The organism is Actinoplanes sp. NPDC021490 (assembly GCF_055562135.1).
In genome coordinates, this window is the sequence record NZ_JBVHFW010000024.1 from 100,963 (window position 1) to 115,257 (window position 14,295).

The window sequence follows — 14,295 nt, forward strand, 5'->3', positions numbered from 1 at the left end:
GAACCGGGGTACGACAGAAACGACGGGTTTACTCGGGCGCCGCCATCGTGCTGCGGGCCGTCGCGACGAGCTCGTCGGTCAGCTCGATCACCGCGGGCAGGCTCACCGGCGTGCCCGCGTCGTAGCGGACCGCCCAGCTCAGGCCGTTCTGCCCGGGAATCCGGCGGCCGACCACCCGCACCCCGCCCGCGCCCGACGGCAGCGGGTGATGCGTCGTGTAGGCGACCGACTTCGTCACCCGGCTGCGCACCTGATCGGGCAGCTGACCCGGTTCGAGCAGCAGGACCGTGGCGACCGGCCCGTCCACGAACACGGCGTACCCCTCACGCTCCTCGGCCTGCTCGGCCGGCGTGACCCGCAGCTCGCGACCCGACCAGGCCGCCTTGTGGATCTCGTGCCAGCCCAGACGCCGGGTGCCGCCGGGCAGCCACAGCCCGTGGTTCGTCGCCACCACGGCCTGATCGTCGGAGACCAGCGACCAGGCCACGACCCGCTCGTCCGGGCCGAGCTGGGGCTTGAGGGCCGCCGGGAGCGAGGGCTTGCGCCGAAGGAAGTTCACAGTCCACCTGCCGCCTGATCGCGCAGGGCCCGGGCCTGCTGTTCGAGCGAGAAGAGCTCGCCGGCCAGGGCGAGATATGCGTCCTTGTTGGCCACCGGGTTGAGCCGTTGCACCTTGGACTTCAGGTCACGGATCCGGGTCGTCACCGCGCCCATCTGCAACCGGGCCAGCGTGATCTGCACGTAGTTGGGGTCGACCGCCCCGTCGACGCGCAGCGGCTCGACCGCCAGCTGCGAAATCATGCCCTGCGCGCCCAGATCGGTGCAGCTGTCGCGCACCTTCTCGATCCAGACCACACCGCCGCCCGCCACCGAACAGGCGCCCCCGGCCGCGTCGATCGCCGTCCGCACCGACTGATAGACCGGGTCGGCGTAGTTCTCGGGGCCGACCACGTCGAACATCGGACCGGCCAGCACCGGTTCCTGCAGGGCCAGCTTGAGCGATTCCCGCTCGACGAGCCGCTGCGGGGCCTCGGCGACCGGCTGCGCGGGGCGGCTGTCCCGGCCGTCCGGGTCGCCGCGCATGGCCGAGGCGACCGCCCGCTGCACCGGTTCGAGATCCATGCCCAGGTCGCCGGCGAGCTTACGGGCGTACTCGGGCCGCTTCTCCCGGTCCTTGAGCTTGGCGACGAGCGGGGCGGCGCGGCGCATCGCCTCGACCCGGCCCTCGACGGTGTCGAGATCGAATTTGCGCAGCGTCTGGCGCAACGCGAAGTCGACCAGCGGCTCGCGTCCGGCGATCATGTCGCGTACGGCCAGATCGCCCCGGGCCAGCCGGAGCTCGCACGGATCCATGTTGTCCGGACTGACCGCGATGAACGTGCGGCCGACGAAGCGCTGATCCTCCTCGAAGGCCCGCAGAGCCGCCTTCTGACCCGCGGCGTCGCCGTCGAACGTATAGATGATCTCGCCGGTGAAGCTGTCGCTGTCCATCAGCAGCCGGCGCAGCACCCCGATGTGGTCGATGCCGAACGCCGTGCCGCAGGTGGCCACCGCGGTCGGCTCGCCCGCCTCGTGGCAGGCCATCACGTCGGTGTAGCCCTCGACGATCACCGCCCGGCCCCGCTTGGCGATCTCGCGCTTGGCGTGGTCGATGCCGTAGAGCACGTGCGACTTCTTGTAGAGCGGCGACTCGGGCGTATTCAGGTATTTCGGGCCGTCGTCGTCGTCGAACAGCTTGCGCGCGCCGAAGCCGATCACGTCGCCGGACAGGTCGCGGATCGGCCACAGCAGCCGCCGGCGGAACCGGTCGATCATCGAACCGGACCGGGCCGGCTTGGTCAGGCCCGCGGTGTTCAGCTCGTCGGCCGTGAAGCCCTTCTGCCGCAGGTGCTTGGCCAGCGCGTCCCACGAGTCGGGGGCGAAGCCGCACCCGTAGCGCTCGGCGGCGTCGCGCCCGAAGCCGCGTTCGGCCAGGAACTGGCGGGCCTTGCGGGCGCCCGGCGTGCCCAGCTGATCGCGATAGAAGTCGGTCGCGGCGGCGTGCGCGGCCAGCAGGCGCTGCCGCTGCCCGGTTTGCGGCCGGGGCCCGCTGGGCGCGCCCGTCTCGTCGTAGCGGAGCTGGATGCCGGCCCGCCCGGCCAGCCGCTCGATCGACTCCATGAACGACAGGTGCTCGGCGTCCATCAGGAACTTGATCGCGTCGCCGCCCTGCCCGCAGCCGTGGCAGTAATAGACGCCGCGGGCCGGGGCCACCGTGAAGGACGGGGTTTTCTCGTCGTGGAAAGGGCACAGGCCCTTGAGGTTGCCGCCGCCCGCCGGCCGCAGCGTCACCGACTCGCTGATGATGTCGGCGATCGACGTGCGGTCACGGACCAGTGCGATGTCTTCGTCCTTGACCCTGCCCGCCACGGCATACATCCTGCCTCGTGTCAGGCGCGCGCTGCCACCAGGGTCCCGTGCCAGCTCACCGCGGCCGTGTCGGTGAGCGAGGCCACCTGATCGATCACCACTCGCAGCGCCTCGGCGTCACTCTCCGCTGCTTTGAAGAGGGGCGCGAAGATCGGGTCAAGACCTTCCGGCGTACGCAACAGCGCCTGGACCAGCTCAACCAGGATCACCCGCTGCCGTTCGTACCACTCCTCGGCCGCCCTGGTGCGCATCACGTAGCGCAAGGCCATGCCCTTGAGCAGCGCGCACTGGTTACGGACGGTTCGCGGCACGATCAGGTCGGCGGCGTACCGGCGTACCGGATCGGTGCCGAAGCGACTCTGCGTGGCGCCGACCGCCGAAGCCACGAAACGGCCGGTCAGCACGCTGGTCATCCGTTTGAGGCCGACCTGCGAGCGGTAGCCGCCGTCGTAGCCCGCGACCTCGGTCACCACCGGGTCGGCCAGCAGTTGATCGAGGGTGGCGGCGAGCTCGCCGACCGGCTCGTCGGAATACACCCCGGCGACGTCGGCGCACAGGGCGGCGCGCTCGTCGGCGTCCTCGAGCAGGGGCCGCAGCGCCAGATAGCCGCCGTGCACCCCGTCCTCGACGTCGTGCACGGAGTACGCCACGTCGTCGGCCCAGTCCATGACCTGCGCCTCGAGGCAGCGCCGCTCGCCGAGGTCACCGGAGCGGATCCAGTCGAAGACCGGCCGGTCGTCGGCGTACACCCCGAATTTGCGGCGCCCCGGCTGCCGCTCCCACGGGTATTTGCAGCTGGCGTCGAGCGAGGCCCGGGTCAGGTTGAGCCCGGCCCCGGGCACCTTGGCCTCGAGCCGGGTGAGCACCCGCAGCGTCTGGGCGTTGCCCTCGAACCCGCCGCACGGCTCGGCGGCCAGGTGCAGCGCGGCCTCGCCGTTGTGCCCGAACGGCGGGTGTCCCAGATCGTGGGCGAGCCCGGCCACGTCGACGACGTCCGGGTCGCAGCCGAGCCGTTCGCCCATCTCTCGGGAGATCTGCGCCACCTCGAGCGAGTGGGTCAGACGCGTACGCAGGAAGTCGTCCGAGCCCGCGGTGTGCACCTGGGTCTTGGCGGCGAGCCGGCGGAACCCGGCCGAGTGCAGCACCCGGGCGCGGTCGCGCTGGTAGGGCGTCCGTCCGTATCCGCTGTCCTTGGCCGGTTCGGGGATCCACCGCTGGGCGTCGAACGCGGTCATGGGATCACCCTAAGCGGCAGCGCCCGGCTACCGAGTTCTTGACGACAATACGCAGAACTCGTTGCCCTCGGGGTCGGCCAGCACCACCCAGGGAACGTCGTCGCCCTGGCCGATGTCGGCGTGCCGGGCGCCCATGTCGAGCAGCCGTTCGACCTCGGCCTCCTGGTCGTCCGGGCGCAGGTCGATGTGCAGCCGGTTCTTGACCTTCTTGACCTCGGCGTCGCGGCCGAAGAGCAGGCCGGGCAGCTGGTCGGCGCTGCGGCGGATCTCCACCTCGTCGAGCTGCTCGTGCACGATGACGTAGCCGAGCGCCTCGGCCCACCAGCGAGCGAGCCGCGCGGGGTCCTCCGCGTCGACGACGATCTGCTCCCATTGGCTCGGCATCCATCTCTCCTTCATAGAAAAGTGGCGATGATGTTACGCGCCCGCCTCCATTGAATCCTGTGGGAAACGGCGCACTTCCGGTCCGGCGACCGTCCTCGATGCCGCTGAGGATGACTTCGTGATTCCTGGTTCACCGGCCACCGCGGGTCTGCGGCGCCTGCTGACGGAGTTGGGCGAGTCCGCGCGCACCGGCGCGCTGCACATCGACGGGCATCCGGGCGGTGTGCTCTATCTCGTGGCCGGCCGGATCTCGTACGCGGAGACCCCGGCCTGCCCCGGCATCGGCGACCGCCTCGTCGCGTCCGGCCGGATCGCCGCCGCGACCTGGCGCCGGGTGCTGGCCGAGGGCCGCGGCGCCCAGCGGGTCGGCCGGCTGCTGCTGCGCGACGGCCTGATCGGGCAGAACGAGCTGGCCCTGCGCCTGGTGGCGGCGATCGCCGACGCGACGCACGAGCTGCTGCAGTCGGACGAGGCGCCGGTGCGTTTCGTGCCCGGCGAGCGGCATTGGCTGGGCCCGGTGGAGGGCGGCGAGCTGGGCGCCGTGGGTCATGTCACAGCCTGCCGGTTGCGCGCGGGCCGGGGACGTAACACCTGCCCACAGGCCCGGACGCCGCGGCCGCCGACCATGACGCACATGGGGTGCGACTAGCGGCGGCGGTGCGGTCAGAGGATGGCCCACGGTGACGGCAAGGCCACGTGATCCCGCGGGGCGGCGCCGGAACCGACCCGAGACCCACCGGCGACCGCGGCAACGATGCACGGGCCGGCGGGAGCAGCACAGCGCTGAGGAGAGAAGTGCCCGGCGTCGATCACTGTCTACAGGAGGCCATGGCGATCCCTGGCGCGGTCGGCGCCAGCCTCGTCGACTACACCACCGGCTTCCCGGTCGCCACGACGGGAACCGCACCGAATTCCGATCACGAGGCCGCGGCGGCCGGCACGGCCGACGTGGTCCAGGCGGCGAACAGCCGGGCGCTGTTCGTCTCGGCACTGCCGCACGACCTGCTCGAAGACCTGATCATCACGACCGCCGGCGGCTATCACCTGCTCCGGCCGGTGCACACCGACTTCGACAGCCGGCTGGTGCTCTACGTCTGGCTCGACCGGGTCCAGGGCAACCTCGCGGTGGCCCGCCGCCGCATGCAGAAACTCGCCGACGAACTCGTCGCTACCTAGCGGGGATGGGAGTGATTTTGACAGCCTCGAAGACCGTTTCGCCCGGGCGCCTGCTCACGCAGGTAGCCGGCGAGCGGCAGACCGGCGTGCTGGTGGTCGGCGGCCACCCGGGCGGCGCGGTCTACGTCCTCGAGGGCCGTGTCATCTACGCCGAATCGCCGGCCGCCCCCGGCGTCGGTGAGCTGCTCACGGCGTCGGGCCGCCTGGCCGGGCGCACCTGGCAGAACGCGCTGGACCTGGGCACGTCGACCGCGCGGGTCGGCCGCCTGCTGGTCGAGCAGGGTCACCTGACCCGGGGCGAGCTCGAGATGTGCGTGCTGGGGGCGATCTACGACGCGGCCTACTTCGCGCTCTCCCCGGCCTCGGCCCAGGTCGACTTCCTGACCGGGGCCACGCACTGGCTCGGTCCGGTGGTGCACGTCGACCCGGAGGCGGTCAACCGCGAGGTGGGCCGGCGGATCCGGATCCTCGACGAGATCTTTCCGGACGCGCGGGTCGACACCATGGCGATCGCCCCGGCGACCCGGCCGCCACGCGAGCGGATCACGCTCACCGCCCTGCAGTGGGAGCTGCTCGTGCACGCGGACGGGCAGCGTACGCCGGCCGATCTGGCTCTGTTGCTGGGCCGGGCCGGGTACGCCTGCGTGGAAGAGCTGCGCCGGATGGCCGCGATGGGGCTGATCGAGTTGCCCGAGACACCGGCGCCGGGGCCGGAGTTCGTGCGGCTGCCCCGCGGAGGTGGCGCCGCCGTGGACGTCAAACGGCCGGTGGTGGAGCCGCCGGCGGTGACCGCGGCGCGGGCTTCCGTGCCTGCTCCCACCCCTGTGCCCGCGGACAAGACGAACCCGGCCGCCGACAACGCACCCACCCAGGCTCTCTACCGGCCGCCTCGCCTGGCCCGCCGCAAACCCGGCGCCAAGCTGCCCAAGGAGGTCGCCGGTGAGCCCCCGCCGGTGCATCAGGGCACCGACGAAGTGCTGCTCAAGCGCATCCGCACCGCATTGAGGGCGTTGCGGTGACGCGCGCACCCCCGAGGGAGGAGAGACCAAGGATGACGGTGGATCCGGCGGTGCTCGAGGAGCTCGACCGCCTGCGAGGCCGGCTGCACGAACTCTCCGGCAGCGTGCTGGCCACCACCGACGGGCTGGTGGTGGCCCACGATGCGCACGACATCGAGCCGGACAGCATCGCCGCGCTGGCCGCCGCCCACCTCGCGCTGGCCCGCCGCTTCGCGCACGCCGTCAACCACGGCGACCTGCGCGAGTCGGTGGTCGAGTGCGACCGGGGCTACATCACCTCGTACACGGCCGGCCCCAACGCCCTGCTGACCCTGGTCACCTCGGGCGACGCGAACCTGGCCATGGTGCACCTCGAGGCACGCCGATGCGTACGCCGGCTCGTAAGGATCTTGAAGTTGGAACACCCGCGCCCCCGGCCGGAGATCCCGCAACAGGCGGGACCGCCGAGCCCGCTGACCCGGCGCACCCCGATGGCCGGCCTGGCGAGCAATGCCCGCCGTCGCCAGGCCGCCGGTTGAGCCCCACCCAGTTTCGAACGGTCCGCCATCGAAGCGGACCGCCATCCCACCGCACTGGAGGAAATTCCATGGCCGACATGGACACCGCACTCAAAGAGATCATGGAAATCGACGGCGCCGTCGGCGTCGCGCTGGTCGACCACACGAGCGGCATGGCCCTCGGCACCGTCGGCGGCGGCAAGGACCTCGACCTGACGGTCGCCGCGGCCGGCAACACCGACGTGGTGCGGGCCAAGCTGCGGGCGATGGAGATGCTCAACATCACCGAGAAGATCGAGGACATCCTGATCACTCTCGACACGCAGTATCACCTGATCCGGCCGCTGACGAGCCGGGCCGGCAAGGGCCTGTTCCTCTATGTGGCGCTGCGCCGCGACCGGTCGAACCTGGCCATGGCCCGGCACCAGCTGAAGCGCATCGAGAACGACATGGACGTCTAGTTCCCGTCGTTTCGCCGTGCGGGGAGGGCCGGGAAACGGCCCTCCCCGCACGCGCTCTACTGTTTTTACTTGTGTCAGTGCCTGAGATCGTGCGCGATGTGGCCGGCGGCGCGATCGGGTACGAAGCGGGGCTCGACGCGCTCACCGTGGCCCCGGCGGCCGAGGTCGACGCCGCCCTGAGCGGGGCCCTGCGGGACGCGTTCGAGCGGCTCTTCCGGGGCGGATGGCAGCCGGCCGAGCTGCACCGGGTGGTGGCCCGGCTGGGTGACCCGGTGAAGGCGGCGCTGGTGGCCGACGCGGCCGCGGCGTACGGGAAACGCTTTGCTGAGGTTGATTCCCGCTGGCAGGAGCAGGTGGCCCGGCTGAACGGGGCGACCCGGCGACGCCCCGACCGGATCAGCTTGATCGACTCGTCGCTCGGGTTGCTGATCGAGCTGCGGCGGCTGCCGGTGATCGAGGTGCTGATTCCCCCGCCGGGCACGGTGGCCGGCGAATCGGACAACAAGAACCTCGAGCGCGTCCGGGCGCTGCTGGCCAAGGCCGAGTCGACGGACTTCCCGGCCGAGGCGGAGGCGTATTCGGCCAAGGCGCAGGAGCTGATCGCCCGGCACAGCATCGCCGAGGCGCTGACCAGCGCAAACCGGACCGAGGTGGTGCCGTTCGCGCGGCGGATCGGCGTGGACCACCCGTACGAGAGCGAGAAGGCGAGCCTGCTCGACGCGGTGGCGCGGGCCAATCACTGTCACACGGTGTGGTCGCCCGAGCTGGGCTTCTCGACGGTGTTCGGCTTCGACGCCGACTCGGACGGCGTCGAGCTGCTCTACACGTCGCTGCTGGTGCAGGCCAACCGGGCGATGTCGCGCGACGAGCCGGCCAAGGGCAAAGCCAGGGTCAAGGCGTTCCGGCGGAGCTTCCTGGTGGCGTACGCGATCCGGATCGGCGAGCGGCTGGCCGAGGTCACCCGCCGCGAGATCGCCGGCCACGACGATCTGTTGCCGGTGCTGCGCAACCGCGACATGCAGGTCCGCGAGGCAATGCAAAAGGTGTTCCCCCGTACGGTCCGGGCCCGCGGGCGACGCATCGACAGCCTGGAGGGCTGGGACTCGGGCCGGGCCGCCGCCGACGAGGCCGAATTGGGTTGACGGGCCGGGCAGACTGAGGGCATGTCTCCTCCACGTTGACGCTGAACCTTCTATGCGGTGCGGGCCTTCGCCGAGGCCGTGCCGCTCTACCCGGTGTACGCCTTGCTGTTCGCGGACGCCGGGCTCTCCAACGCCCAGGTTTCGTCGCTGTTCGTGATCTGGTCGGTGGTGGCGTTCGCCGCCGAGGTGCCCTCCGGTGCGCTCGCCGACGCCTGGTCCCGCAAGCGCCTGTACGCGCTGGGCGAGCTGATCACGGCGGCCGGCTTCCTGACGTGGATCCTGTGGCCGTCCTATCCGGGGTTCGCACTCGGCTTCGTGCTGTGGGGTCTGGGCGGGTCGCTGGCGTCGGGTTCGCTCGAGGCGCTGATCTACGACGAGCTGGCCGCGGCGGGCCGGGCCGGCGACTACGCCCGCATCGCCGGCCGCGCCAACACGATCGCCATCCTGGCCATGCTGGCCGCCACGCTGATCGCCGCCCCGGCCTGGCAGGCCGGCGGATATGCCCTGGCCGGCGGTCTGAGCGTCGGCGTCAAGCTGCTCGGCTCCGCCCTGTCCCTGCGCCTGCCCGAGAGCCGGGGACCCGCCGGCGACGAGGACGACGACGAACGCTCGTACTGGACCCTGCTGCGCGCCGGGGTCCGCGAGTCGTTCGGCCGCCGCCGCGTCGGCCTGGCCGTGCTGGTCGCCGCCCTGGTGCCCGGGTTCACCGCGCTCGACGAATACCTGCCGCTGCTGTCCCGCGACAAGGGCGCCCCGACGGCCGTGGTCCCGCTGCTCTACGCCGTGACCGCGCTGGCCATGGCCGGGGGCAGCGCCCTGGCCGCACGCAGCTTCCCCTTGACGGCGGCCCTGACGCTCGCGGCCGCGCTGGTGGCCGCGGGCGCGCTGATCCCCCACCTCACCGGCATGATCGTCATCTCGGCCGCGTTCGGGCTGCTCGAATACTCGATCATCCGCTCGGAGACCCGCCTGCAGGACATGATCACCGGCCCGGCCCGCAGCACCGTGCTCTCGGTGGCCGGTTTCGGCGGTGAAGTCTTCGCCGTGCTGCTCTACGCGGCCTTCGCGGCCGACCTGCCGCTGGCCACGCTGTTCGCCCTCAGCGCCGTGCCGCTGCTGGTCACCGCCCTGATCGCCCGGCGCAGCCGTTAGCCGCCGCTGTTCTCCATCTCGGCGCCCTCGGGGACGGTGTCGTCGTCACGGCTGTCGAGCCACCCGTACGGCAGCGACACCTTGCCCGGCGAGTTCACCCGCCCGCGCGGCTGGCCCAGCTCGCCGACCGGGAACGGCTCCCCCGGGTCCAGCTTGCCCAGCAGATCGTCCAGCTCGGCCAGCGACGAGATCATCGCGAGCCGGCGCCGCAGCTCCCCGCCGATCGGGAAGCCCTTCAGATACCACGCCACGTGCTTGCGGAAGTCGGCACAACCGTGCTTCTCATCGCCCAGCGCGTCGACCAGCAGCTCGGCGTGCCGCGACATGATCTTCGCGACCTCGCCCAGCACCGGCAGCACCGGCTTGTAGTCGCCACCCTGCGTGAACGCGGCCTCCAGGTCGGCGAACAGCCACGGCCGGCCCAGGCACCCGCGCCCGACCACCACGCCGTCGACCCCGGTGTGCTCGACCATGCGCAGCGCGTCCGAGCCTTCCCAGATGTCCCCGTTCCCGAGCACCGGAACGTCGAGCGCCTGCTTCAACGTGGCGATCGCATCCCAGTCGGCGTTGCCCGAATACCGCTGCTCGGCCGTGCGCGCGTGCAGCGCCACCGCGGCCACGCCCGCCTCCTGGGCGATCAACCCCGCTTCCACGTACGTCAGATGCTCGTCGTCGATCCCCTTGCGCATCTTGATCGTGAGCGGAATGCCGTACGGCCGGGCCGCCTCGACCGCCTGCCGGACGATCCGCCCGAACAGCTTGCGCCGCCACGGCAACGCCGAGCCCCCGCCGCGGCGGGTCACCTTGGGCACCGGGCACCCGAAGTTGAGGTCGACATGGTCGGCCAGCCCGTCCTCACCGACCATCCGCACGGCAGCCGCGGTCACGTCCGGGTCGACCCCGTAGAGCTGAAGACTGCGAAAGTCCTCATCCTCGGCAAAAGCAATCATCTTGAGCGTCTTGGGAATCCGCTCCACCAGCGCCCGAGTCGTGATCATCTCGCACACGTAGACGCCCCCGCCCTGCTCCCGGCAGAGACGTCGGAACGCCACGTTGGTGATGCCCGCCATCGGGGCCAGCACAACAGGCGGTTTCACGGCATGGTCGCCAAGCATGAGCGGTGCAGTCACGCCCCCAAGCGTAGTTGCCGCTTGTCCGTACGCTGAATCCATGGAGGCCCGGAAGACCAGCGTGTGGAAGAGCAACTACGTCGTGACCGACCGTGGCCGCGAGATTGCCACGTGGGACAAGTCGACCTGGAAGAGCGGCGGCGAGTTCACGCTCGAGGGCCGCCGGTTCCGGGTCCGGTCGAACGGCTGGGGCAGCAAATACCGGATGGTCGACGACGCGGACACCGTCGTCGCCTCGGCCGAGCGGGTGGGCCGCAAACGCTGGACCGTCTCGGCCGGCGGGCAGACCTACAACTTCCGCCGCAAGTCGTTCTGGGGCAACGAGGAAGAGCTGGTCCTGGGCGACACCCGGGTCGGCAGCGTCCGCAAGACGAGCTTCTGGGGCGGCACCGTCGAGGTCGAGCTCCCCGGCCTGACCCCGGCCCTGCAGCTCTTCGTCCTGGGCGTGGTCATCAGCAAGTGGGACGCCGAGGCCGCCGCAGCAGCCTCCTCCGGCGGCGCCGGCTAGGGCCCGATCGACCGGTCTGCACGGCCGGGGCGGATCTGGCAGAGTCGGTGCCATGGGTGACGGTGGCGGGGCCCGGCGGCTGGTGGTGGTGTTCGAGTCGCCGACGGCCGAGGCGTTGGTGCGGCTCGCGGCCGAGCTCGGGTTTCAGACCGTGCTCGTGGAGCCGGACGCCAGCCGGCTGGGCGGGACGCCGCGGCCGCGCGGGGATCGGGTCGTGCGGGATCTGGCGGCGGCCAATCTTGATGAGAACACCGACGTCGTGGTCGCCGACCATGATCGGGCCGAGGTCGGGGATGTGCTGAAGCAGGCGCTCGAGGCGAAGACCCGCTATCTCGGGATCATGGGGAACCCCAAGAAGGATGGGCCGCACGTGGCGGCCCTTCGCTCCCTGAGTGTCGCGGATGAGCAGATCGCCCGGGTGCACCGGCCGATCGGGCTCAACATCCGGGCCCGCACCCCGGCCGAGATCGCCGTGGCGACCCTGGCCGGGCTCATCGCCGACCGGAACGACCGGCCGGGCGGGTTCGACTTCTAGCCGATCAGCAACCGGGCAGGCGCTTGATCAGGTAGTCCTCGATCTGGGCCAGACCGACCCGCTCCTGCTTCATGGTGTCGCGGTCGCGGACCGTCACGGCGTCGTCGGTCAGCGTGTCGAAGTCGACCGTGACGCAGAACGGGGTGCCGATCTCGTCCTGGCGGCGGTAACGGCGGCCGATGGCCTGCGAGTCGTCGAACTCGACGATCCAGCGCTTGCGCAGGTCGGCGGCCAGGCCCTTGGCCTTGGGCGAGAGCTCGGGGTTGCGCGAGAGCGGCAGCACCGCGACCTTGACCGGGGCCAGGCGCGGGTCGAAACGCATGACCGTGCGCTTGTCGACGCCGCCCTTGGTGTTCGGGGCCTCGTCCTCGTCGTACGCCTCGAGCAGGAAGGCCAGCACCGCGCGGGTGAGACCGGCCGCGGGCTCGATCACGTACGGCACCCAGCGTTCCTGTTTCTCCTGGTCGAAGTAGGAGAGGTCGACGCCGGAGTGCTTGGAGTGCGTGGACAGGTCGAAATCGGTCCGGTTGGCGATGCCCTCGAGCTCCGCGAACTCGGTGCCGCCGAACTGGAAGCGGTATTCGATGTCGACCGTGCGCTTCGAGTAGTGCGACAGCTTCTCGCGCGGGTGCTCGTAGAAGCGCAGGTTGCTCTCGGACAGGCCGAGCCCGAGATACCAGTTCCAGCGCTCCTGGAGCCAGTACTCGTGCCACTCCTCGTCCTTGCCGGGCTCGACGAAGAACTCCATCTCCATCTGCTCGAACTCACGCGTACGGAAGATGAAGTTGCCCGGGGTGATCTCGTTGCGGAAGCTCTTGCCGATCTGCGCGATGCCGAACGGCGGCTTCTTGCGGGCCGCGGTGGCCACGTTGTTGTAGTTGACGAAGATGCCCTGCGCGGTCTCGGGCCGCAGGTAGTGCAGCCCCTCGGCGCTCTCGGTCGGGCCGAGGTAGGTCTTCATCAGGCCGTTGAACATCTTGGGCTCGGTGAAGGTGCCCTTGTTGCCGCAGTTCGGGCAGTTCAGCTCCTGCAGCGAGGACGGCAGCGAGCCGTGCTTGGCCTCGTACGCCTCCTCGAGGTGGTCGGCGCGGAACCGCTTGTGGCAGGACTGGCACTCGGTCAGCGGGTCGACGAAGGCGTCGAGGTGACCGGAGGCCGCCCACACGTCGCGAGCCAGGATGACGGCGGAGTCGAGGCCGACGATGTCGTCCCGCTGCTGGACCATCTGACGCCACCACTGGCGGCGGACGTTCTCCTTCAGCTCCACTCCCAGCGGACCGTAGTCCCAGGCCGAGCGGGTCCCTCCGTAGATCTCGCTGGAGGGAAAGACGAAGCCACGGCGCTTGGCCAGGCTGACGACGGAGTCGATACGGTCGGCGGGCATGTTCCTCCTACGCCGGCTGGGTGTCGGCGGGGACCTCGGAGTTGGTGATCACGGAACGCGATCGGGACAAACAGCGAGATTACTCCCCGACTCCGCACACCTCGAACTGGCCCGTCGACGCGTTCTGGTCGAGCGAGGCCTCGAGCTGGTCGGTCTGCCCACCCTCGTACGTCGCCTCGACCGGCACGGTCATGTAGACCGTGTTGAAGGTGCCGAGCTTCCAGGTGGTGATCCGCTCCTCGGCCTCGACCCGCGCCCGGAACTCCGAGGCGGTCTCGTCCCGCTGCGATTCCTCACAGAGCAGCCCGTACGCCTGATCGAAGCGCTCGCCGCGCAGGGCGTTCAGATAGTCGTCGACGGCGGCGTGCGCCTGCTCGTCGAGCGCCCCGGTGATCGAGGTGCCCAGGCCGATCAGCGCGGCCAGGCCGCCGCCGCAGACGAGCACCAGCACGCCCGCGCCGATGCCGAGGCCCCAGCCGATGCGCTTGCCTTTGCCCTCGACCGGCGGGGCCGGGAACGGCGGCTGGACCCCCGGGCCCTGCGGCGGAACCGGAACGTGAGGCGCCGTCGTCATGGGTTCAACAGTAGTCGTCAGCGCCAGGGTTCGGCGGCCCGGTCGCTCTCGGCCACCACCACCTGGCCACCCGGTTCCGCGCTGGCCAGGGTCTCGAACGCGGACGGCTCGTCGATCGACTCGGACAGCAGCGGGGTCGCGTGGACCTTGACGTCGAAGCCGCCCAGCGCGCGCCGGTAGGCTCCGACGGACTCCCACTCGGTGACCAGGGTCCACCAGTCCGGGTCGTCGAGCGCGCGGGTGAGCCGGCCGGAAAGATAGCCGGGCCGGTCGGCGAGCGCGGCGAGCGCGGCATGCGCCCGGGAGGCGAAGGCGTCGTGCGTGTCCGGCTGCACGTGGAAGCGGTTGAGCACCAGCATGCGACGAGAGTACGCAGCGACGAGGAGTGACTTGGTGACACCATCCGACAACCTGCTCCGGCGGCTGGCCCGGGTCAATCCGACCACGGCGTTCATCCTCGCCCTCGTGGTCATGCTGGGCGGCCTCTTCCTGCCCGGGATCGTCGGCGCCGCCCTGCTCTTCGTGCTGGCCCTGGGCCTGGCCGGGCTCACGTTCACGACCTGGCCGGTGCAGACCGGCTCGACGCGCGCCCTGCGCCTGCTGGTCCTGGCCCTCCTGCTCGCGGTGGTCGTGGCCAAGGCGCTTTAGGGCCTGTCCTGACCCATGCGCTTTTGACAATCATTATCATT

At 70.8% G+C, this 14,295-nt stretch carries 18 protein-coding genes; 10 read left to right on the forward strand and 8 right to left on the reverse strand.

Annotation, left to right across the window (positions count from 1 at the left end):
* Positions 1-28: 28 nt before the first annotated feature.
* Genes ACZ3I4_RS43260 through ACZ3I4_RS43275 form a run of 4 tightly spaced genes read right to left on the reverse strand, consistent with a single transcriptional unit; the run spans position 29 to position 4,028 of the window.
* Complete coding sequence (locus ACZ3I4_RS43260; RefSeq protein WP_465387964.1) at positions 29-559, reverse strand: hypothetical protein; 531 nt, start codon at positions 557-559, stop codon at positions 29-31.
* Positions 556-2,418, reverse strand: coding sequence for a DNA primase (gene dnaG, locus ACZ3I4_RS43265; RefSeq protein ID WP_465387965.1), 1,863 nt, complete (start codon positions 2,416-2,418; stop codon positions 556-558). Before dnaG ends, ACZ3I4_RS43260 begins: the two co-directional genes overlap by 4 nt.
* A gap of 11 nt (positions 2,419-2,429) precedes the next feature.
* The gene (locus ACZ3I4_RS43270; protein ID WP_465387966.1) at positions 2,430-3,644 is read right to left on the reverse strand and encodes a deoxyguanosinetriphosphate triphosphohydrolase; all 1,215 of its coding nucleotides are present in this window, start codon (positions 3,642-3,644) and stop codon (positions 2,430-2,432) included.
* A gap of 27 nt (positions 3,645-3,671) precedes the next feature.
* Complete coding sequence (locus ACZ3I4_RS43275; RefSeq protein WP_465387967.1) at positions 3,672-4,028, reverse strand: VOC family protein; 357 nt, start codon at positions 4,026-4,028, stop codon at positions 3,672-3,674.
* A gap of 118 nt (positions 4,029-4,146) precedes the next feature.
* Between ACZ3I4_RS43275 and ACZ3I4_RS43280 the strand changes: the two genes are divergently transcribed.
* The 7 genes from ACZ3I4_RS43280 (at position 4,147) to ACZ3I4_RS43310 (ending at position 9,475) form a co-directional block, all read left to right on the forward strand.
* Complete coding sequence (locus ACZ3I4_RS43280; protein ID WP_465387968.1) at positions 4,147-4,677, forward strand: DUF4388 domain-containing protein; 531 nt, start codon at positions 4,147-4,149, stop codon at positions 4,675-4,677.
* A 179-nt stretch (positions 4,678-4,856) separates the two neighbouring features.
* A complete protein-coding gene (locus ACZ3I4_RS43285) occupies positions 4,857-5,204 on the forward strand; it encodes a roadblock/LC7 domain-containing protein (protein ID WP_465387969.1) in 348 nt (115 codons plus the stop codon).
* A gap of 11 nt (positions 5,205-5,215) precedes the next feature.
* Positions 5,216-6,223, forward strand: a complete 1,008-nt coding sequence (locus tag ACZ3I4_RS43290; protein ID WP_465387970.1) for a DUF4388 domain-containing protein — start codon at positions 5,216-5,218, stop codon at positions 6,221-6,223.
* A gap of 32 nt (positions 6,224-6,255) precedes the next feature.
* Entirely contained in the window at positions 6,256-6,741 is a 486-nt protein-coding gene (locus ACZ3I4_RS43295) for a roadblock/LC7 domain-containing protein (RefSeq protein WP_465387971.1), read from the forward strand.
* 68 nt (positions 6,742-6,809) lie between these two features.
* Positions 6,810-7,181 carry a hypothetical protein gene (locus ACZ3I4_RS43300; RefSeq protein WP_202992741.1) on the forward strand — a complete coding sequence of 124 codons (372 nt, stop codon included), beginning with the start codon at positions 6,810-6,812 and terminating at the stop codon, positions 7,179-7,181.
* 77 nt (positions 7,182-7,258) lie between these two features.
* Entirely contained in the window at positions 7,259-8,323 is a 1,065-nt protein-coding gene (locus tag ACZ3I4_RS43305) for a DUF2786 domain-containing protein (RefSeq protein ID WP_465387972.1), read from the forward strand.
* Between the two features lie 57 nt (positions 8,324-8,380).
* Positions 8,381-9,475: an MFS transporter gene (locus ACZ3I4_RS43310; protein ID WP_465387973.1), complete on the forward strand. Its 1,095-nt coding sequence runs from the start codon at positions 8,381-8,383 to the stop codon at positions 9,473-9,475.
* On the opposite strand, the gene dusB is transcribed toward ACZ3I4_RS43310, so the two are convergent.
* Positions 9,472-10,590 (reverse strand): tRNA dihydrouridine synthase DusB, encoded by a 1,119-nt coding sequence (gene dusB, locus ACZ3I4_RS43315; protein WP_465388048.1) that lies wholly within the window; start codon positions 10,588-10,590, stop codon positions 9,472-9,474. The genes ACZ3I4_RS43310 and dusB overlap by 4 nt on opposite strands.
* Positions 10,591-10,645: 55 nt before the next feature.
* Here dusB and ACZ3I4_RS43320 point away from each other — a divergent pair, with 55 nt between their 5' ends.
* The gene (locus ACZ3I4_RS43320; RefSeq protein WP_465387974.1) at positions 10,646-11,113 is read left to right on the forward strand and encodes a hypothetical protein; all 468 of its coding nucleotides are present in this window, start codon (positions 10,646-10,648) and stop codon (positions 11,111-11,113) included.
* A gap of 52 nt (positions 11,114-11,165) precedes the next feature.
* Positions 11,166-11,648: an XdhC family protein gene (locus ACZ3I4_RS43325; protein ID WP_465387975.1), complete on the forward strand. Its 483-nt coding sequence runs from the start codon at positions 11,166-11,168 to the stop codon at positions 11,646-11,648.
* A 4-nt stretch (positions 11,649-11,652) separates the two neighbouring features.
* On the opposite strand, the gene ACZ3I4_RS43330 is transcribed toward ACZ3I4_RS43325, so the two are convergent.
* The 3 genes from ACZ3I4_RS43330 to ACZ3I4_RS43340 all read right to left on the reverse strand — a co-directional run bounded on the left by ACZ3I4_RS43330 (position 11,653) and on the right by ACZ3I4_RS43340 (position 13,965).
* Positions 11,653-13,032, reverse strand: coding sequence for a glycine--tRNA ligase (locus ACZ3I4_RS43330; protein WP_465387976.1), 1,380 nt, complete (start codon positions 13,030-13,032; stop codon positions 11,653-11,655).
* Between the two features lie 79 nt (positions 13,033-13,111).
* Positions 13,112-13,606 carry a hypothetical protein gene (locus ACZ3I4_RS43335; protein ID WP_465387977.1) on the reverse strand — a complete coding sequence of 165 codons (495 nt, stop codon included), beginning with the start codon at positions 13,604-13,606 and terminating at the stop codon, positions 13,112-13,114.
* A gap of 17 nt (positions 13,607-13,623) precedes the next feature.
* Positions 13,624-13,965: an antibiotic biosynthesis monooxygenase family protein gene (locus ACZ3I4_RS43340; protein ID WP_465387978.1), complete on the reverse strand. Its 342-nt coding sequence runs from the start codon at positions 13,963-13,965 to the stop codon at positions 13,624-13,626.
* Between the two features lie 34 nt (positions 13,966-13,999).
* Between ACZ3I4_RS43340 and ACZ3I4_RS43345 the strand changes: the two genes are divergently transcribed.
* Complete coding sequence (locus ACZ3I4_RS43345; RefSeq protein WP_465387979.1) at positions 14,000-14,254, forward strand: DUF6703 family protein; 255 nt, start codon at positions 14,000-14,002, stop codon at positions 14,252-14,254.
* Positions 14,255-14,295 lie beyond the last annotated feature (41 nt).

What these genes read in the sequence shown, in the direction of transcription:
- dnaG (WP_465387965.1), bottom strand. Translation starts at nt 2,418, where the DNA reads ATGTATGCCGTGGCGGGCAGGGTCAAGGACGAAGACATCGCACTGGTC.
- ACZ3I4_RS43270 (WP_465387966.1), bottom strand. Translation starts at nt 3,644, where the DNA reads ATGACCGCGTTCGACGCCCAGCGGTGGATCCCCGAACCGGCCAAGGAC.
- ACZ3I4_RS43275 (WP_465387967.1), bottom strand. Translation starts at nt 4,028, where the DNA reads ATGCCGAGCCAATGGGAGCAGATCGTCGTCGACGCGGAGGACCCCGCG.
- ACZ3I4_RS43285 (WP_465387969.1), top strand. Translation starts at nt 4,857, where the DNA reads ATGGCGATCCCTGGCGCGGTCGGCGCCAGCCTCGTCGACTACACCACC.
- ACZ3I4_RS43295 (WP_465387971.1), top strand. Translation starts at nt 6,256, where the DNA reads ATGACGGTGGATCCGGCGGTGCTCGAGGAGCTCGACCGCCTGCGAGGC.
- ACZ3I4_RS43300 (WP_202992741.1), top strand. Translation starts at nt 6,810, where the DNA reads ATGGCCGACATGGACACCGCACTCAAAGAGATCATGGAAATCGACGGC.
- dusB (WP_465388048.1), bottom strand. Translation starts at nt 10,590, where the DNA reads ATGCTTGGCGACCATGCCGTGAAACCGCCTGTTGTGCTGGCCCCGATG.
- ACZ3I4_RS43320 (WP_465387974.1), top strand. Translation starts at nt 10,646, where the DNA reads ATGGAGGCCCGGAAGACCAGCGTGTGGAAGAGCAACTACGTCGTGACC.
- ACZ3I4_RS43325 (WP_465387975.1), top strand. Translation starts at nt 11,166, where the DNA reads ATGGGTGACGGTGGCGGGGCCCGGCGGCTGGTGGTGGTGTTCGAGTCG.
- ACZ3I4_RS43330 (WP_465387976.1), bottom strand. Translation starts at nt 13,032, where the DNA reads ATGCCCGCCGACCGTATCGACTCCGTCGTCAGCCTGGCCAAGCGCCGT.
- ACZ3I4_RS43335 (WP_465387977.1), bottom strand. Translation starts at nt 13,606, where the DNA reads ATGACGACGGCGCCTCACGTTCCGGTTCCGCCGCAGGGCCCGGGGGTC.
- ACZ3I4_RS43340 (WP_465387978.1), bottom strand. Translation starts at nt 13,965, where the DNA reads ATGCTGGTGCTCAACCGCTTCCACGTGCAGCCGGACACGCACGACGCC.